At 43.6% G+C, this 16,202-nt stretch carries 15 protein-coding genes; 6 read left to right on the top strand and 9 right to left on the bottom strand.

What is annotated here, in order from left to right; all coding sequences use genetic code 11:
- Positions 1-40: 40 nt before the first annotated feature.
- The 3 genes from DEM91_RS00315 (at position 41) to DEM91_RS12550 (ending at position 2,646) form a co-directional block, all read left to right on the top strand.
- Positions 41-2,029, top strand: coding sequence for a glucosamine-6-phosphate deaminase (locus tag DEM91_RS00315; protein WP_249857421.1), 1,989 nt, complete (start codon positions 41-43; stop codon positions 2,027-2,029).
- Positions 2,030-2,225: 196 nt separating this feature from the next.
- Positions 2,226-2,516 (top strand): DUF805 domain-containing protein, encoded by a 291-nt coding sequence (locus DEM91_RS00320; protein ID WP_249857422.1) that lies wholly within the window; start codon positions 2,226-2,228, stop codon positions 2,514-2,516.
- On the top strand, positions 2,482-2,646 hold the full coding sequence (locus DEM91_RS12550) for a DUF805 domain-containing protein (RefSeq protein WP_275975229.1): 165 nt from the start codon (positions 2,482-2,484) through the stop codon (positions 2,644-2,646). Before DEM91_RS00320 ends, DEM91_RS12550 begins: the two co-directional genes overlap by 35 nt.
- Here the strand turns inward: DEM91_RS12550 and DEM91_RS00325 are convergent.
- Both DEM91_RS00325 and DEM91_RS00330 read right to left on the bottom strand, forming a co-directional pair.
- Positions 2,643-2,984, bottom strand: coding sequence for a hypothetical protein (locus DEM91_RS00325; protein ID WP_249857423.1), 342 nt, complete (start codon positions 2,982-2,984; stop codon positions 2,643-2,645). The two genes, DEM91_RS12550 and DEM91_RS00325, sit on opposite strands and share 4 nt — an antisense overlap.
- 81 nt (positions 2,985-3,065) lie before the next feature.
- The gene (locus DEM91_RS00330) at positions 3,066-3,971 is read right to left on the bottom strand and encodes a DMT family transporter (RefSeq protein ID WP_249857424.1); all 906 of its coding nucleotides are present in this window, start codon (positions 3,969-3,971) and stop codon (positions 3,066-3,068) included.
- A gap of 216 nt (positions 3,972-4,187) precedes the next feature.
- On the opposite strand from DEM91_RS00330, the gene DEM91_RS00335 reads away from it, so the two are divergent.
- Positions 4,188-6,899, top strand: coding sequence for a 3'-5' exonuclease (locus tag DEM91_RS00335; RefSeq protein WP_249857425.1), 2,712 nt, complete (start codon positions 4,188-4,190; stop codon positions 6,897-6,899).
- Positions 6,900-7,084: 185 nt separating this feature from the next.
- On the opposite strand, the gene DEM91_RS00340 is transcribed toward DEM91_RS00335, so the two are convergent.
- Positions 7,085-8,545 carry an aminoacyl-histidine dipeptidase gene (locus DEM91_RS00340; RefSeq protein ID WP_249857426.1) on the bottom strand — a complete coding sequence of 487 codons (1,461 nt, stop codon included), beginning with the start codon at positions 8,543-8,545 and terminating at the stop codon, positions 7,085-7,087.
- Between the two features lie 93 nt (positions 8,546-8,638).
- On the opposite strand from DEM91_RS00340, the gene DEM91_RS00345 reads away from it, so the two are divergent.
- The gene (locus DEM91_RS00345; RefSeq protein WP_025071745.1) at positions 8,639-8,833 is read left to right on the top strand and encodes a hypothetical protein; all 195 of its coding nucleotides are present in this window, start codon (positions 8,639-8,641) and stop codon (positions 8,831-8,833) included.
- 110 nt (positions 8,834-8,943) lie between these two features.
- Entirely contained in the window at positions 8,944-9,558 is a 615-nt protein-coding gene (locus DEM91_RS00350) for an OmpH family outer membrane protein (RefSeq protein ID WP_249857427.1), read from the top strand.
- Positions 9,559-10,559: 1,001 nt separating this feature from the next.
- On the opposite strand, the gene DEM91_RS00355 is transcribed toward DEM91_RS00350, so the two are convergent.
- The 6 genes from DEM91_RS00355 to ubiE form a co-directional block, all read right to left on the bottom strand.
- Positions 10,560-11,015, bottom strand: a complete 456-nt coding sequence (locus DEM91_RS00355; RefSeq protein ID WP_249857428.1) for a hypothetical protein — start codon at positions 11,013-11,015, stop codon at positions 10,560-10,562.
- Positions 11,016-11,060: 45 nt separating this feature from the next.
- Positions 11,061-11,885 (bottom strand): orotidine-5'-phosphate decarboxylase, encoded by an 825-nt coding sequence (pyrF, locus tag DEM91_RS00360; protein WP_249857429.1) that lies wholly within the window; start codon positions 11,883-11,885, stop codon positions 11,061-11,063.
- A 361-nt stretch (positions 11,886-12,246) separates the two neighbouring features.
- The gene (gene prfA, locus DEM91_RS00365; RefSeq protein ID WP_008121684.1) at positions 12,247-13,359 is read right to left on the bottom strand and encodes a peptide chain release factor 1; all 1,113 of its coding nucleotides are present in this window, start codon (positions 13,357-13,359) and stop codon (positions 12,247-12,249) included.
- Between the two features lie 4 nt (positions 13,360-13,363).
- Positions 13,364-14,524: an AIR synthase-related protein gene (locus tag DEM91_RS00370; RefSeq protein WP_249857430.1), complete on the bottom strand. Its 1,161-nt coding sequence runs from the start codon at positions 14,522-14,524 to the stop codon at positions 13,364-13,366.
- Between the two features lie 53 nt (positions 14,525-14,577).
- On the bottom strand, positions 14,578-15,321 hold the full coding sequence (locus tag DEM91_RS00375; protein WP_249857431.1) for a shikimate dehydrogenase family protein: 744 nt from the start codon (positions 15,319-15,321) through the stop codon (positions 14,578-14,580).
- A gap of 44 nt (positions 15,322-15,365) precedes the next feature.
- The gene (ubiE, locus tag DEM91_RS00380) at positions 15,366-16,106 is read right to left on the bottom strand and encodes a bifunctional demethylmenaquinone methyltransferase/2-methoxy-6-polyprenyl-1,4-benzoquinol methylase UbiE (RefSeq protein ID WP_249857432.1); all 741 of its coding nucleotides are present in this window, start codon (positions 16,104-16,106) and stop codon (positions 15,366-15,368) included.
- Between the last annotated feature and the right edge of the window lie 96 nt (positions 16,107-16,202).

The following is a 16,202-nucleotide window of genomic DNA, read 5'->3' on the forward strand; positions in this document are numbered from 1 at the left end:
ATTTCGCTTCGTGACAAGCCTCTTTTTTAATAACAGATCTATGAAACTAAATCTAAGTTCTGAGATTGTACTCAACAAAGTACCCGTTGAGTTGTATCGGCCTGCAACTGCCATTGACCGATCTGAGTTGACACGCTATGAGAAGATTGAAACAGATATCTTTCCAAAAATAGAGGAGGGAGCCAGTCACATAGCAGATGAAATTATAAAGACTGTGAAGGAAAAACAAGCTGAAGGCAAGTTTTGTGTGCTTGGCTTGGGAACGGGATTGTCGCTCACACCTATCTATAATGAGCTTATTCATCGCCATCAAACCGATAAGGTAAGCTTTCATAATGTGATAGTATTCAATGCGTATGAATATTTCCCCATTACTGCAGATACGCAAAACAGTTGTATGAAGCAGTTAGGAGATCGCTTCTTAAACCATGTCGATATCGACCCAAAGAATGTCTTTAGTCTCGATGGGAGCATCTCGCAGGAGGATGTACAGAGCCATTGTCGCCTTTTCGAAGAGCGCATACAAACCTTTGGAGGCATCGACATCATGCTCTTAGGCATTGGACGTTCGGGCAATATCGCTACTAACGAGCCAGGTTCTACGTTGACATCTACCTCACGCATCATCTTGGTAGACGAGGTATCACGTCAAGAAATGGCATTGAGCTTTGGTAATAACGAGTCAGTTCCACCTTGTTCTATCACCATGGGTATCGCTACAATATTGAAAGCCAAAAAGATATTCTTGGTAGCATGGGGTGAAGAAAAGGCAGAGATGATTCAAAAGGCGGTTGAGGAGAACATAACGGATACCATTCCAGCTTCTTTTCTGCAAACACATAATAATGTTCATGTGGTCATCGACCTGTCTGCTGCCAGCAGACTCACACGCATTGTGCATCCATGGTTGGTAAAGTCGTGTCATTGGACGGATAAGTTGGTGCGTTCAGCCTTGGTATGGTTGTGTCAATTAACGAAGAAACCTATCCTGAAGCTCACCAATAAGGATTACAATGACCACGGATTGAGCGAATTGTTGGCGCTCTATGGTTCGGCATACAATGCCAATATCAAGATTTTTAACGATTTGCAACATACCATTACAGGATGGCCAGGTGGCAAACCGAATGCAGACGACACTTATCGTCCCGAACGTGCGAAACCGTTCCCCAAACGAGTAATTGTCTTTTCACCGCACCCTGACGATGATGTTATCTCCATGGGAGGCACTTTGCGACGTTTAGTTCAGCAGGGACACGATGTACATGTGGCTTATGAGACGAGTGGTAACATTGCTGTAGGCGACGAAGAGGTGACACGTTTCATGCACTTCATCAATGGATTCAACCAGTTGTTTGGCTCTGAAAAAGATGAAGTTATCAAGAATAAGTACAAGGAAATCAAGGAGTTCTTGTCGAAAAAGAAGGAAGGTGATATTGATACGTTAGACGTACGAACCATCAAGGGATTGATTCGTCGTGGAGAAGCCCGCACTGCCAACACGTATAATGGGGTTCCTTTGGATCATGTTCACTTCTTGGACTTGCCATTCTACGAATCGGGTAAGATAGAAAAGTTGCCTATGACAGAGAAGGATGTGCAGATTGTACGTGATTTGATTACGCAAGTGAAGCCACATCAGATTTATGTCGCTGGTGATTTGGCAGATCCTCACGGTACTCATAGAAAGTGTACAGATGCTGTATTGGCTGCTCTCGATTTGGAAAAAGAAGCTGGTGCAGAGTGGCTCAAAGATTGTCGTGTGTGGATGTATCGTGGAGCTTGGGCAGAATGGGAAATCGAAAACATAGAGATGTGTGTTCCTATGAGTCCTGAAGAGTTGCGTGCTAAACGCAATAGCATCCTCAAACACCAGAGTCAAATGGAAAGTGCACCGTTCTTGGGCAACGATGAACGATTGTTCTGGCAGCGTTCTGAAGACCGCAACCATGCCACGGCAGCACTTTATGACAGTTTAGGTTTGGCTTGCTACGAGGCGATGGAAGCCTTTGTAGAATATAAGGTGTGAGAAACGAAAGACTTCTTAATAAGGACATCCGAACAGTCTCTTACCATTTAACGTAAAGTTCAACACGCTCTATCTCTTCTTTTGTAGAAAGATGGGGCGTGTTTTTTGTGGATAAGAGTAAAAAAAAAGAACATTAAAAATTGCAAATATCATTATAAATTGTTACTTTTACAGCATCATTAAAACTCAATAGATTATGGAAACAAACACAACTCCACAGGCTACGCCAACCTTATCCTTTGGTGAAGCAATCAAACAAGTGTTCAACAAGTATGCTACCTTTACGGGTCGTGCACGTCGATCTGAATATTGGTATTTTGCATTGTTTGGTACATTGGCAGGCATGGTTGCCTATATTTTAGACTTTGCACTTGGCACTTGGCTTAACGTTCACAGACATTGGTTATGGACCTCTTTATATCCTCGTTGCATTAGGTTTGCTTATTCCTGGTTTGGCTGTCGCTGTACGTCGTTTGCACGATATTAACAAGAGTGGCTGGAACTATTTATGGGTGTTGATACCTATTGTTGGTGGTATTTTGCTCATCGTTTGGTTTTGTTACGATTCAAAACCAGAGACAAATAAGTATGGAGCTTCACCAAAATACATCGATTAGTTGATGTCGTTTTGAGGCTTTCGGCGCAAGTATTTCACCCAAGCATAGGGCTTTCGACGAGTCAGATAATTGGGGTCGTCCATGTGTTGATAAGCTTCACGTTCAAAAGAGATGTTTAGATAGGCACGCCCTTGCATCGGGATGCGAATCAACCATTCGATGACGTAGAACAAATAGAAGAAGATAAACCCCATTTCTATCATCTGTCGGGTGTGAATACGCTCATGCTGTATCAAGTCGGCAGTAATCGTTGTCCCTTTTCGGCAAAACAACAAGCCAAAAAGATTGATGGCATCGTATTTCTTAAAAGGTATCAGTCGATTGTGAATAATAAGCATGATTCGTTCTTCTTCTATCGTATTAAATCGTCATTAGAGGTCATTCAGGATGTAATGGGGCTGTATTAGAAGGCAGTCCCATTAGTTCCCATCCGATTTGCGAATGGTAATGATATAGGCACTCAGCAGCACCAAGATACCTGCCACGGGCTTGTCCCACGTCAATATGTCCTGTCCAATGTAAATAGCTACGAACGAAGCCACCACTGGTTGCAGGTTGGTGTAGATGCTAACGGTTGTAGCTTGCAGGTAACGCATGGCATACGGGATAGCAAAATAGCCAATCACTGTGGCAAACACCACAATGAAAGTCATCTCGATCACACCACTCCAAGCCCATTGTGACGACCACAACCTTTGTTGGTTAAACTCTGGAGCAGCAAAGGGCAATACGGCAAGGGTGGAAATAAGAAATATCCATTTCATTTGAGTCACGGCTGTGTATTTCTGAGACACGTTGCGCGTAATCAGTAAATACACTACCCAGGTCATCAAACTTAAAATGGTGAGCGTGATACCTAATAAGTCATTCTTCCCAGAGCCACTTTTCCAACTCATCAATACCATGAGTAGCGCACCCACAATACCTATCAACACTCCGAATATCTTTGTACCGTTCATTCTCTCTTTCAAGAACAACGCAGCCATGAGCATGGTGGCAACGGGGGTGAGTGTAGCAATGAGCGAGAAATAAACGGGCGTGGTGTACACCAAAGCCCATGCTGTGAGCGTTTGTGAAATCACAAAACCTAATAAACCTCCCAACATGATGATGAGCAAGTCTTTGCGTTGAACGGTCTCCTTAGGCAGGAACAGACTGATTGCCCAAAAGATTGCAGCCGCTCCCAAGCACCGCATGAACATGTAGCCCATAGGTGTTACCCATTGATCAAGCAGTAGTTTGGTGACAGGTACGCCCAAACCAAAGATGACGTTGGCTAAGATGATTGCGGTGTGTGCTTGTATTTTCTGTTGTTTCTTTATCATGACGAGTTCGTTATGGTTTGATTTTCTTTTGGTTGTGTGAAGACATCAGCGTGGTACATCCTTCTTTCTGATGCCATGTGAACAAGCCATCAACTGCGGCTTGGCGATTTTCAATGGTAGAAAATCGTTGCAAAGATACAGATTTTTCCAATAATGGGGCTTGGGAACAGAAATAAAATAATATATTTGTACAACGAATCAAGCCCATTGAAAACCATGCAGAAAGACAATATCCCAAATTCATTGACTCCCGACCAATATCAAACCGAAGTGATACAAGCCAGCGGTGGTTATCATTTAGTGTTGGCTGCACCGGGCTGTGGCAAGACCCAAATCCTCACCGAGCGTATTCGGAGGGCGCACGAGCAAGGCATTTCCTTTGACGATATGTTGTGCCTTACCTTTACCAATCGTGCTGCACGAGGCATGAGAGAGCGTATTGAGACCCATATCAATGATGAAGAGATAGCTGAATTGTATGTGGGAAACGTGCATAGGTTTTGTTCTAAGTTCTTGTTCGACAATAGTTTGGTGCCTGCAGAGAGTTCGGTGATTGACGATGATGATGCGTTCAGCATCTTGGCTCGCTATCGGGATGATGATGAATATGCAGTGCAGCACAATTTTCGGTTGAAGAAAGAGTACATCGAAGTGCTTCATTTTGCAGGATTCATACATCAACTTACTCATCATCACCCCAAGCATTTGCGCTTGCATCCTGAATGTGTCACCTCTTTGGACGTGGCTGCCTTGCGCACTTTGTGTTGGGTACAGCGGATGGAACTCACGGCTGATACCTTTCAAGAAGTTTTCAAAAATGCGGATACATATGAAAGTCTTATCCATTCGGATGCCTACGACATAGGGAGTCAGCATGATATAGAAGCATTGTTGCGCAAGATGCAGCAAGCACAGTATTATATCCAGTACAAAAAAGAAAACAAGTTGCTCGACTTTGAGGACTTGCTTATGCTCACCTACGATGCACTGAACGCTGATGACCAGCTCGAATTGAAGCGCTATCGATGGATACAAGTAGACGAAGTGCAAGATCTCAACCCGCTACAGTTGGCACTCATCGATGGTTTTACAAGCAAAGACTTCCACACGGTGATGTATCTTGGCGATGAACAACAAGCAATTTTTTCTTTCATGGGTGCGAAGATGAGTACCCTCGACGCACTGAAGCAGCGATGTGAGGGACACCTGCATCGGTTGTTCGTCAATCATCGCTCACCTCGGTATCTACTTCAAGTATTCAATACATTTGCCGAAAAGATGTTAGACATCGACCCTGCCTTGTTGCCTACCACCGATTTTGACCCTCCTCGTCAAGGTGATGAACTGCAATTGATGTCGAGCGAACAGGTGGAATCGGAATATGCCGATGTGGCTGACAAGGTGCAACGCTTGCAGGTGCAGTATCCTCAAGAGACAACGGCTGTGATTGTGAGTTCAAATGCTGATGCCGAATTGATGAGTGAGGCTTTAACACAGAGGAATTTACCTCATTTCAAGGTGTCGGGAGAGGATGTGTTTGCTTCTTCGGAGGTGAAGTTACTCTTGGCACACCTCAACATTTTGTGTAATGAACATCAGTTCATGGGCTGGTCGAGATTGCTCAAAGGCTTGAAGGTGTTTGAGAGTAATGCTGCCGCTCGTAGGTTTGTACGAGGATTGTTCGATAATGCCATGTTGCCATCCGATTTGTTGATGTACCCTGGTAGCAGCTATGTGCAAGCCTTTGTGGAGTGTTACGAGCAACAGGACATCGTGGTATTCGATACAGAGACTACGGGTTTGAATGTTTTTAAGGACGATATTGTGCAGATAGCTGCCGTACGTATGCGACAAGGATGTGTGGTTCCCGGGTCAGAATTTGTGGTGTTTATGCGCACCAATCGTGAGATACCACGCAAGTTGGGCAACATTGACAATCCGCTGATAGAGGAAATACAGCATCATCAGCTGTACAGCCCAAGCGAGGGCTTGAGAATGTTTATGGAGTATGTGGGAAAGAGCAGACTGTTGGGGCATAATGCCGACTATGACTATCACATCTTAAACTTTAACTTACAGCGTTATCTTCCTGATATACAGTTAGAAGAACGTTGTAACATGTATTTTGATTCACTGAAACTCATCCGTTTACTCGAACCAAACCTAAAAGAATACAAGCTGAAATATTTACTGTCGGTGCTGCATCTCGAAGGACAAAACTCGCACCTTGCCGATGCTGATGTGCATGCCACCTGCAGTGTGGTGCGCCATTGTTATGAGAAAGCGAAACTGCACATCAACTCTCAAAGGGAATGGATACAGCATCCACGGTTCCAACAGAGGGCAGCAGTGTTCAGGAGGCATTATCTCGAAATCTATACTCGTGCGCGCCAGCTGTTGTATCAGCGTCAGCATTCGGAGCATTTGCCTGTCTTGGCGACCGAAATAGAGTATCTGTATCGCACCCTCTGTGAACAAGGATTGCTGCAACCCATTGACAAATTGCCTCATGTCATCAAGTATTTGTCAACTGACATGATAGACAAGGATGCCTATCCGTCGCTCATTGAACAGCTTTCGGTGTATATCAACGAAATCAACACGCTGAAAGAGGCAGACCTATGTCATGGCACAACTTTAGATGAACGCATCTTTGTGACGACGGTTCACAAAGCCAAAGGACTGGAGTTCGATCAGGTTGTCTTGTTTGATGCGGTAGATGGTCGATACCCCAACTACTTCAATCGTGACAATGCGCGGTTAGTTGCCGAGGATAAACGCAAGTTTTATGTTGCCATGACCCGTGCCAAGCAGCGGTTGTATGTGTCGTGGTCACGCAATAGGGTGGACTACCACAACCAGTTGCAGCCTCGTTATCTCACGCCATTCATGAAACCCTTGCTCCATTTCTTTGAGGCGTTGGCATAACCTCTTTATAGCAAGGGAGTTTTTAACGAACAAAAAAAGACCATCCCCTTGCTCTAAAACGAGTTTTGGAATGGTCTTTCTTTATAAATGCGTTTCAGTCTGTACGTTCTTCAGGCGAACAAATACAAGTAGAAACCTCCTGTTGGCAAGTTGCTCATGCTTGATGTGGCATGAACTTGTAAGAATTATTTCTTTTCAGGGATGTTCTTAAGAATTTCAAGCAGATGATCCCATACCATTTGAACAGTAGGGATGTGCAGACGCTCATCGGGTGTATGGACAAAACGGAGCGTAGGTCCGAAGCTCACCATATCGATATGAGGATAACGCTCTGAGAACAAACCGCACTCCAAACCAGCATGAATACCAAGTACTTTCGGTTCTTTGTTGAAGAGTTTCTTATAGGCATCAACGGTAATCTTAACCAGTTTGCTGTCAGGATTCATGTTCCATGCGGGGTATCCGTCGGTTTGCTCCACCTTGGCACCAGCCAATTCATAGGCAGCCTTGACGGTGTTGCACATATTGTCCAAATTGCTCATCACATTACTGCGCTGTGAGGACAGAATTTCTACCTTGTCTTCTAAGGTCTTAACGGCTGCAACGTTGCTGGAAGTTTCTACCATCTTTGCCAAAATTTCATCTTGACACATAGCAAAAACGCCGTTGTCGACAGCTTGCAGAGCATTGATAATCTGGCAACCTACGTTCTTAGGCATTACCCGACATGCTTCTGCGCTCTCCATGCTAAATACCATGTCCTTGTCGGTAACGTGGTACTCCTGCATCACTTCTGTTTGGAATACGTTCCAGTCGGCACGCACTTGCTCTTTAACGTCGTTAGGGATAGCAAATATCACCTTTCCATCGCGAGGAATGGCATTGTGCAACTTACCGCTGTTAAAAGAACACAAGCGCAAGTCGAACTTCTCTTTTTCATTGTAAAGGAATCGATTGAGTATCTTAATGGCATTGGCACGTTTCTTATTGATATCGTCGCCAGAGTGGCCACCAACCAATCCCTTCAATGCAATTTGTAGGAAGAAATAGTCTTTAGGAGCCTCTTCAGCCTGATAGTCAAAGGTGGCATTGGTGCTGCGTCCGCCTGCACAACTCACAAAAATCTGTCCTTCGTCTTCCGAGTCAAGGTTGATGAGATAGTCGCCTGTCATGAAACCAGCCTTCATACCCATGGCACCAGTGAGCTGTGTCTCCTCGTCTCTGGTAAATACGCACTCGATAGGACCGTGTTCTATGTCGTCGGCACAAAGGATAGCCAGTTCGATAGCCATGCCAATACCATCGTCAGCACCCAGTGTGGTGCCTTTGGCGGTGAGCCATTCGCCATCGATATAGGTCTGAATGGCATCCTTGTCAAAGTCGAACTCAACATCTACTAACTTGTCGCACACCATATCCATGTGACTTTGCAAAATCACGGTAGCCAGATTTTCATAACCTTTGGTGGCAGGCTTACGGATAATCACGTTGCCCGTCTCATCAACCTTGGTTTCCAACTGATGTTTTTTCCCAAATTCTTTCAGGTATTCTATCATCTTTTCCTCACGCTTGGAAGGGCGTGGAATCTCATTAATTCTTGCAAATTGTTCAAATACGCCAGCTGGCTTTAAGTCTTTCTTTTCCATGTTATTTTTTGTTTTTTTATTTTGTAAATTGCGTTATTTCTACTATCTTTGCCACGTTTATTTCACAATGTGACTCTGCAAATATAACTAAAAATGTTGAAAACATTACTTCTTAGCGTGTTAATTATTGCAATCTGCTTTGCATTGCTGGCTGTAAAGTTGCTTTTTCGTAAAAATGGCTCGTTTACTTCTCAGCACATTCATGACAGTAAGGCGATGCAGGAGCGTGGCATTCATTGTGTGGTAGACCAAGACCGTGAGGCTCGACGTAGCAACAAGGCTTGTTAATCCGTAGAGATAAGGCGACTAACCCATGTCTTCACTGAGCTTTACTCCATGCAATAAGGCAGTTAGGGTTGATATGAAAAGAAAATAAAACATTAATATTAAATAAAACAATGAAGAAAACAATGATTCGTTCGGTTGCTGTTGCCGCTTTGGCAGCATTCACATTGGTGGCTTGCGACAAATCCAAATCGCAGGTAGACAACAAAAATGAAGAGGCAACCCCAAAGGTGCCTACTGAATTTAAGATTGCTTATGTGGAGGTGGATAGCATCATGACCCAGTACAAGTTTTGCAAAGATTATAGTATGATTCTTCAGAAAAAGGGTCAAAATATACAGAACACTTTGGCTGGCAAACAAAAACAATTGGAGCAGGCAGCTGGTAATTTCCAACAAAAACTACAGCAAAATGCGTACACTCGTGAGCAAGCCGAGTCGATTCAGGCTGGGTTGCAAAAACAAGGAGCTGATTTGCAAGCCTTGAACCAACGTTTGACCAATGAGTTCCAAACCGAGACGGATAAATATAATAAGGCATTGCGTGACTCTATTCAGCACTTCTTGGCAAGTTATAACAAAGACAAAAAATACAGTTTGATTTTGTCAAAGGCAGGGGATAACTTGCTGTATGCCGACAAGGCGTATGACATCACCAAGGATGTTGTGGCAGGACTGAACAAGGCTTACAAACCTGTGGATGTAAAGAAAAAGGACGAGAAGAAATAACAACGGTGTTTGAGAAGACAGTTTTCAAATATCATTATCTGTATATAATGAATGCGAGCTTTTTCGGCTCGCATTTTTTTGCTAAATAGGTTGGTTACGTGGACGCTTGAACATGGAGCAACGAAGCATAAGACTTTCATTTTGGAATGATATTTTTACTGCGAAGCACATCTCTGAAATTGCGTTTGTGTAATCGTTAGTATCTTGTTTTGAAGAATTATTAATGCTGAATTTTCTTTACAAAGTGCCTCTCAAAACTCTCGTAAAATCCATCAACAGCAAAGTTGGTCGCAAATACGCTAATTTTGAGCGACTTTCATAATCTGTTGTTGCATAAGACGTTACCGTTAAAATGACTTCATTTATTTCCATTTTTATCATTTCTCAACGGTTCAAACATTGAGATAAGCTCTCTATTTGTATGCTTTAAGGCAGCTGAAGCATGTGAATAACACCTCTAAAGAGTGTTTCCAAGCCTGTTAAGTCAATGTTTTAGTTTCAAGAGACGTTTATTTTGTGAAAATCAGCCCATTTTTGTCGGTCGTTTGCCTATTAAATTTTTCTATTTTGAAGATTTTAGATGGGCGTTTTTTGGTAAAATAATAGGACAAAAACAATAAATGCTCTTCTCCAAAAAAGATAAAAACAAAAGGAAAAAACTCTTTCGTTGAAGGGGCAACATGAACTCTCTTTTATTTATTAAGATTGTTTGTTGTCAACAACATGCATGCTTTTTTGTTTCGACAACAAATCGAACAAATGACACAAATCCAACGGCTGGAATCAATGAACGCAGGCGTTCACCGAATAAAGCGAATTTAGCAAGCAAACACAGCATGTTGATGTCGATAGATTTGTTACATTTGTAGAACGCTTGCGTTCATTGTCTTGTTGCGTTGATTCGTTTTATTGGTTTTATTTGTTGTTCTACAACATTGCCGTTAAATCAAAGAGCCGTGGGGGCGCTTTTCTTACAACAGTGACCCTTCAAACCATTGGTATTATTTGTACTGCTGCCAATAACGAATGAGACGTTCGGACGCATCACGAGCAAATAAGACGCTGGAGCCTACGGGTAAACGAAAAACAGGATGCTGAGTGAGCGTCGTGGTAATCACAAGATGGTACGACTGTGCTTCGTAAGGACTGCTGCTATTATGAAATGTTATATCTTCGATTTGGTTGAAACCCACTTTCGTTTTATTGATATAGAGGCAGTTAGGATAAATCGTGAGGTTATCCTCCTCGAACATCATGACGTCAATGGGTAATTGATCCTCTTGCTCATTTTTAGAATCTGTGTCATTATCCGTTGCTGCGACAACAAGTTTTTTCCGAAAGTAACCTTTCCGATACAGCCAAAATGCAATGACACCTAATCCCATGATGACAATGAGCAAAATGGGAAAGATGTCCGCAAAGCGAAGTGTTGTAGGTATGATTGGTACTTCTTCCATAACAAGAGCGAATTAATGTGCTTTTGTGAGTTGTCGATTGGTATTTCAGCTATGCGCTTGCAGTTCCTCTTTCATCTGTGCTTGCAGTTCCTTTGCTGCTTCTTTCGCAGCTTCGGCAAAGTGTATATCGTTGCTGGCATAGAGGATGCCGCGTGAGCTGTTGACAAGTAAACCACAGTCTTTTGTCATGCCATAGCGACACACTTCCTGCAAACTACCACCTTGAGCACCAATGCCCGGTACGAGCAAGAAATGATGAGGGGCTACTTTTCGGATGTCTTCGAACATTTTTCCTTGCGTGGCACCAACCACATACATCATGTTCTCATCCGTTCCCCATTGACTCGAGGTTGCTATTACCTTCTCAAAAAGGCGCATACCTGTGGTATTTTGTGTGAGTTGGAAGTCGTGTGAGCCTTTATTACTGGTGAGTGCCAGCACGATAGCCCATTTGTCTTGGTATGCAAGAAAAGGTTTTATGCTGTCTTCGCCCATGTAGGGGGCAATGGTGAGGGCGTCTACTTGGTACGTTTCGAAGAAAGTCTTGGCGTACATGGCAGAGGTGTTGCCTATATCTCCACGCTTGGCATCGGCAATGAGGAAGTGTGTGGGATAGTTGTCTTGCAAATATTTCACAGTTTTCTCGAACGACAGCATTCCCTTGATGCCTGTAGATTCGTAGAAAGCCAAGTTGGGCTTATAGGCTACGCAGTAGGGAGCAGTGGCATCGATGATCGCACGATTAAAGGCAAAGATAGGGTCTTCGTCTTCCAAGAGATGTGCTGGTATCTTCTGTAGGTCTGGATCTAAGCCTACGCATAGAAAAGTTTGTTTGTCAAAGATTTGTTTGACGAGCTGTTGTTTGGTCATGGAGTGAGTTTTTAAGTTTATAAGTTTTTGAGTTGATGAGTTGAGTTTTTAAGTTTTTGAGTTTATTAGTTGGTGAGTTTGGTTTTTTAGTTGATGAGTTTTTTAGTTGATGAGTTGAGTTTTTAAGTTTTTGAGTTGGTGAGTTTGGTTTTTAAGTTTATGAGTTGTTTAGTTTTTGAGTTTCTTTTGTAGATGAGTTCTCTTGTTGAGAAGTTGATAAAGCTTTCATTAACTAATAAACTTATTAACTCATTACCTCACCAACTTAAAATTCAATAACTTAAAAACTTATTAACTCAAAACTCATTAACTTAAAGACTCAACTCATTAACTCACAAACTTAAAAACTTAAAAACTCATCTTACAATTCACTATCTTTCAATTTCTCGGCATTCTCTGCAACGGTAAGAGCATCGATGACACCTTGAATGTCGCCACCAATAAAGCCTTGCAGGTCGTGAGTGGTGTAGCCAATGCGGTGGTCAGTGACACGTCCTTGTGGATAGTTGTAGGTACGAATCTTCGCGCTGCGGTCGCCAGTAGATACCAATGACTTGCGTCGGTTGGCAATATCATCAATGTATTTTTGATGCTCACGGTCGTAGATAAAGGTACGTAAGCGCGACAACGCACGTTCCTTGTTCTTAGGTTGGTCGCGTGTCTCGGTACATTCAATGAGAATTTCCTCTACTTCGCCAGTGTTGGGGTTCTTCCATGGATAGCGAAGACGAACGCCCGATTCAACCTTGTTGACGTTTTGTCCACCAGCTCCCGAGCTTCTGAACGTGTCCCATTTAATATCACCCTCGTTGATGTTCACCTCAAACTGGTCTGCCTCTGGCAACACTGCCACCGTGGCAGCCGATGTGTGCATGCGTCCCTGTGTCTCCGTGGCAGGTACACGTTGCACACGATGTACGCCACTTTCGTACTTCAACGTACCGTAGACATTGTCGCCGCTCACTGCAAAGTCGATTTCTTTGTAACCACCCACCGAGCCTTCGTTGACCGATGTGACACTTAACGTCCAACCTTTCGAGTCACAGTAATGCTTATACATGTTAAATAAGTCGCCGGCAAACAGGGCTGCCTCATCTCCTCCCGTGCCAGCACGTATTTCCATTTGTACGTTCTTGGCATCTTCAGGGTCTTTTGGCACTAATGCTAATTTTATTTCTTCTTCCAACTGTGGCTGCATATCTTCGTTGGCTTGCAATTCCTCACGAGCCATCTCTTTCATGTCAGCATCCGTTTCATTGGCAAGAATATCTTTCGACTCACGTATGGCATTGAGGCATGCAATGTATCGCTTGCGAATGTCCATGATGTCGCCAAGGTCTTTGTATTCCTTGGTTAGCTTTACATAGCGTGGCTGATCGGCTATGACATCTGGGTCGGTAATTAAGGTAGATACTTCTTCAAACCTTGCCTCTAATCCTTCGAGCTTATTCAGTATGCTGTTGTTTTCTATCATATATTTAATATTCGAATGTTCCTAATTCTGATTGAATGGTGAGAGAGCGTTTTCCCTCCTCGATATGACCGATGATTTGGGCGTCAACATTGAAACTTTTGCTGATTGAAATGATTTCTTGTGCGTACTCGGGAGCCACATATATTTCCATGCGATGTCCCATGTTGAAGACTTTGTACATCTCTTTCCAATCAGTGCCACTGCAACGTTGGATAGTTTTGAATAGGGGAGGAACGGGGAACAAATTGTCTTTTACCACTTTGCAATTGTCACCGACAAAGTGTAGCACCTTTGTTTGTGCGCCTCCTGTGCAGTGAACCATGCCATGGATGTGACTTCGATGTGCATCTAACACCTTCTTTATAATAGGTGCATAGGTGCGAGTAGGAGAGAGCACCAAATGACCAGCATCAATTTCCACGCCTTCTATGCTATCGGTGAGTTGATATTCACCGCTATACACCAACTCGTTGGGCACGGCATTATCGTAACTTTCAGGGAACTTTTCTGCCAAGTATTTGGCAAAGACGTCGTGACGGGCACTGGTGAGACCGTTGCTTCCCATGCCACCGTTGTATGTTTTCTCGTAGGTAGCCTGTCCTGTGCTACTCAATCCTACGATGACATCGCCGGGACGAATGTTGGCATTGTCGATGACCTCGCTGCGTTTCATACGGCAGGTTACGGTAGAGTCGACGATGATGGTGCGCACCAAGTCGCCTACATCAGCCGTTTCGCCTCCTGTGGGGTAAATGCCAATGCCCATGTCTCGCATCTCTTGCAACAATTCATCGGTGCCGTTGATAATCGCGGAGATGACTTCACCGGGTATCAAAAGCTTGTTACGCCCAATAGTACTTGATACTAAGATGTTATCTACTGCCCCCACACACAGCAAGTCGTCGGTGTTCATCACAATGGCATCTTGTGCGATGCCTTTCCATACACCAAGGTCGCCCGTCTCTTTCCAGTACATATATGCTAAAGACGATTTGGTGCCAGCACCATCGGCATGCATGATGTTGCAGTAGTCGGGGTCTCCTCCCAGTATATCAGGAATGATTTTGCAGAAAGCTTGTGGATAAATGCCCTTGTCAATGTTCTTAATAGCGTTGTGTACATCTTCTTTGGCGGCAGACACACCGCGCAACATATATCTGTCCATGTGGTTGTAAGTTTTTTATTGTTGACGAGTTGATGAGTTGATATGTTGATTGATTAGTATTCGTGCCAAAATTCCCATGAGACAAAAGCTTGCAATAAGAGCATCTCCAATCCATTCTTTATGGTTGCTCCGTGTTCGGCTCCTTTCTTTAGAAACAATGTTTCATCAGGATTGTAAATCAAGTCGTAGAGGAGATGATGCATGTCCATGGCTTCATAAGGCAGGGGAGGACAAGTGTCTGCATGTGGATACATGCCCACAGGTGTACAGTTGACAACGATGCGATAATCGTTGATAACGGCAGGTGTGATGTCTTGGTAGGTCAAAACACCTTGTCGAGGGGTTCGAGAGACGAACTTTGTCGCAATGCCCAACGAGCGTAAGCCTACGTCAATGGCTTTTGCAGCACCGCCAGTTCCGAGGATGAGGGCTTTCTGATGAAAGGTTTCTAACATGGGTTCGATACTTCTGGTAAATCCAATCACGTCACTATTGAAGCCTTTTAGAAGAGTCTTCTTGCCTTTGTGTGTTACTTTAATGACGTTGACGGCACCAATTTCTTTAGCTTCTGGACTGATTTCGTCTAAATAAGAAATCACTTTCTCTTTATAAGGTATGGTGACGTTTAATCCCTTTAGCTCGGGGTTGGAAGCCAACACCTCTTCGAGATTTTCTATTTTTGGTATTTCAAAATTTACATATTGGGCATCTATTCCTTCGTTTTCAAATTTCTCATTGAAGTAATCAATAGAGAACGAATGTCCGAGTGGATAGCCTATCAGTCCGTATTTGTCCATATTCTATGTGTTATCGTTCGTCAATTTGAGGGCAATAGGGTAGCTTATTTTGCCTTTTGTGCCAAGTACATTGTACAAATGCCAAAGGTGAGGCGTGTAAACCGTGCCTTTGCAAATCCCGCTTTTGAAAAGATTTGTAGCATTGTCTCGCCTTGCGGAAATGCTTCTATCGTTGTGGTGAGGTATTCGTAAGCACGCTTGTCCTTGGAGAGTAGTTTGCCATAAAAGGGCAAAAATGTGTGCGAATACATCTTAAATAACTGTCGCATGGGAAATGCCACTGGTTGTGTGAGTTCCACAATACTCACATGACCGCCAGGTTTCAATACTCTATGTATCTCTCTTAATCCCTGATCGAGGTCTTGAAAGTTGCGAATGCCAAAGGCAGCTGTGACAGCATCAAACGAATTTTCTTGAAAAGAGAGTGCTAAACAGTCTTCTTGTTGGAAAGAAATGACATGCGACAAGCCTGCTTTGGCAACCTTTTGCTCGCCAATCTTCATCATCCCCGTTGAAATGTCTGCGCCTATCAGCTTTCGAGGCTGTAATATCTGTGCCGCCATTATGGCAAAGTCGCCTGTACCTGTGGCTATATCTAACACGGTTTGTGGTGCAAATGGGCAGAGTTGTTGAATGGCTTTTTTGCGCCAACCCTTATCGATGTTCCAAGAGAGACGATGATTTAACGCATCGTAGGTAGGCGCAATGTGGTCAAACATCTGTGCCACTTGCTGTTTCTTTTCGCCTTCGGCGTGATAAGGCTTTATGTGTTCCTGTTCGTACATGCGTTGATAAGGATGAGTAGGTGGGGTTGTGGTGGATAAGCTGACCGATTGACAAGCTCATAGATAAGGAGAGAAATCGCCTCAAGTCTATGCGCA

The organism is Prevotella sp. TCVGH, from assembly GCF_023522295.1.
Classification (GTDB): domain Bacteria; phylum Bacteroidota; class Bacteroidia; order Bacteroidales; family Bacteroidaceae; genus Prevotella; species Prevotella timonensis.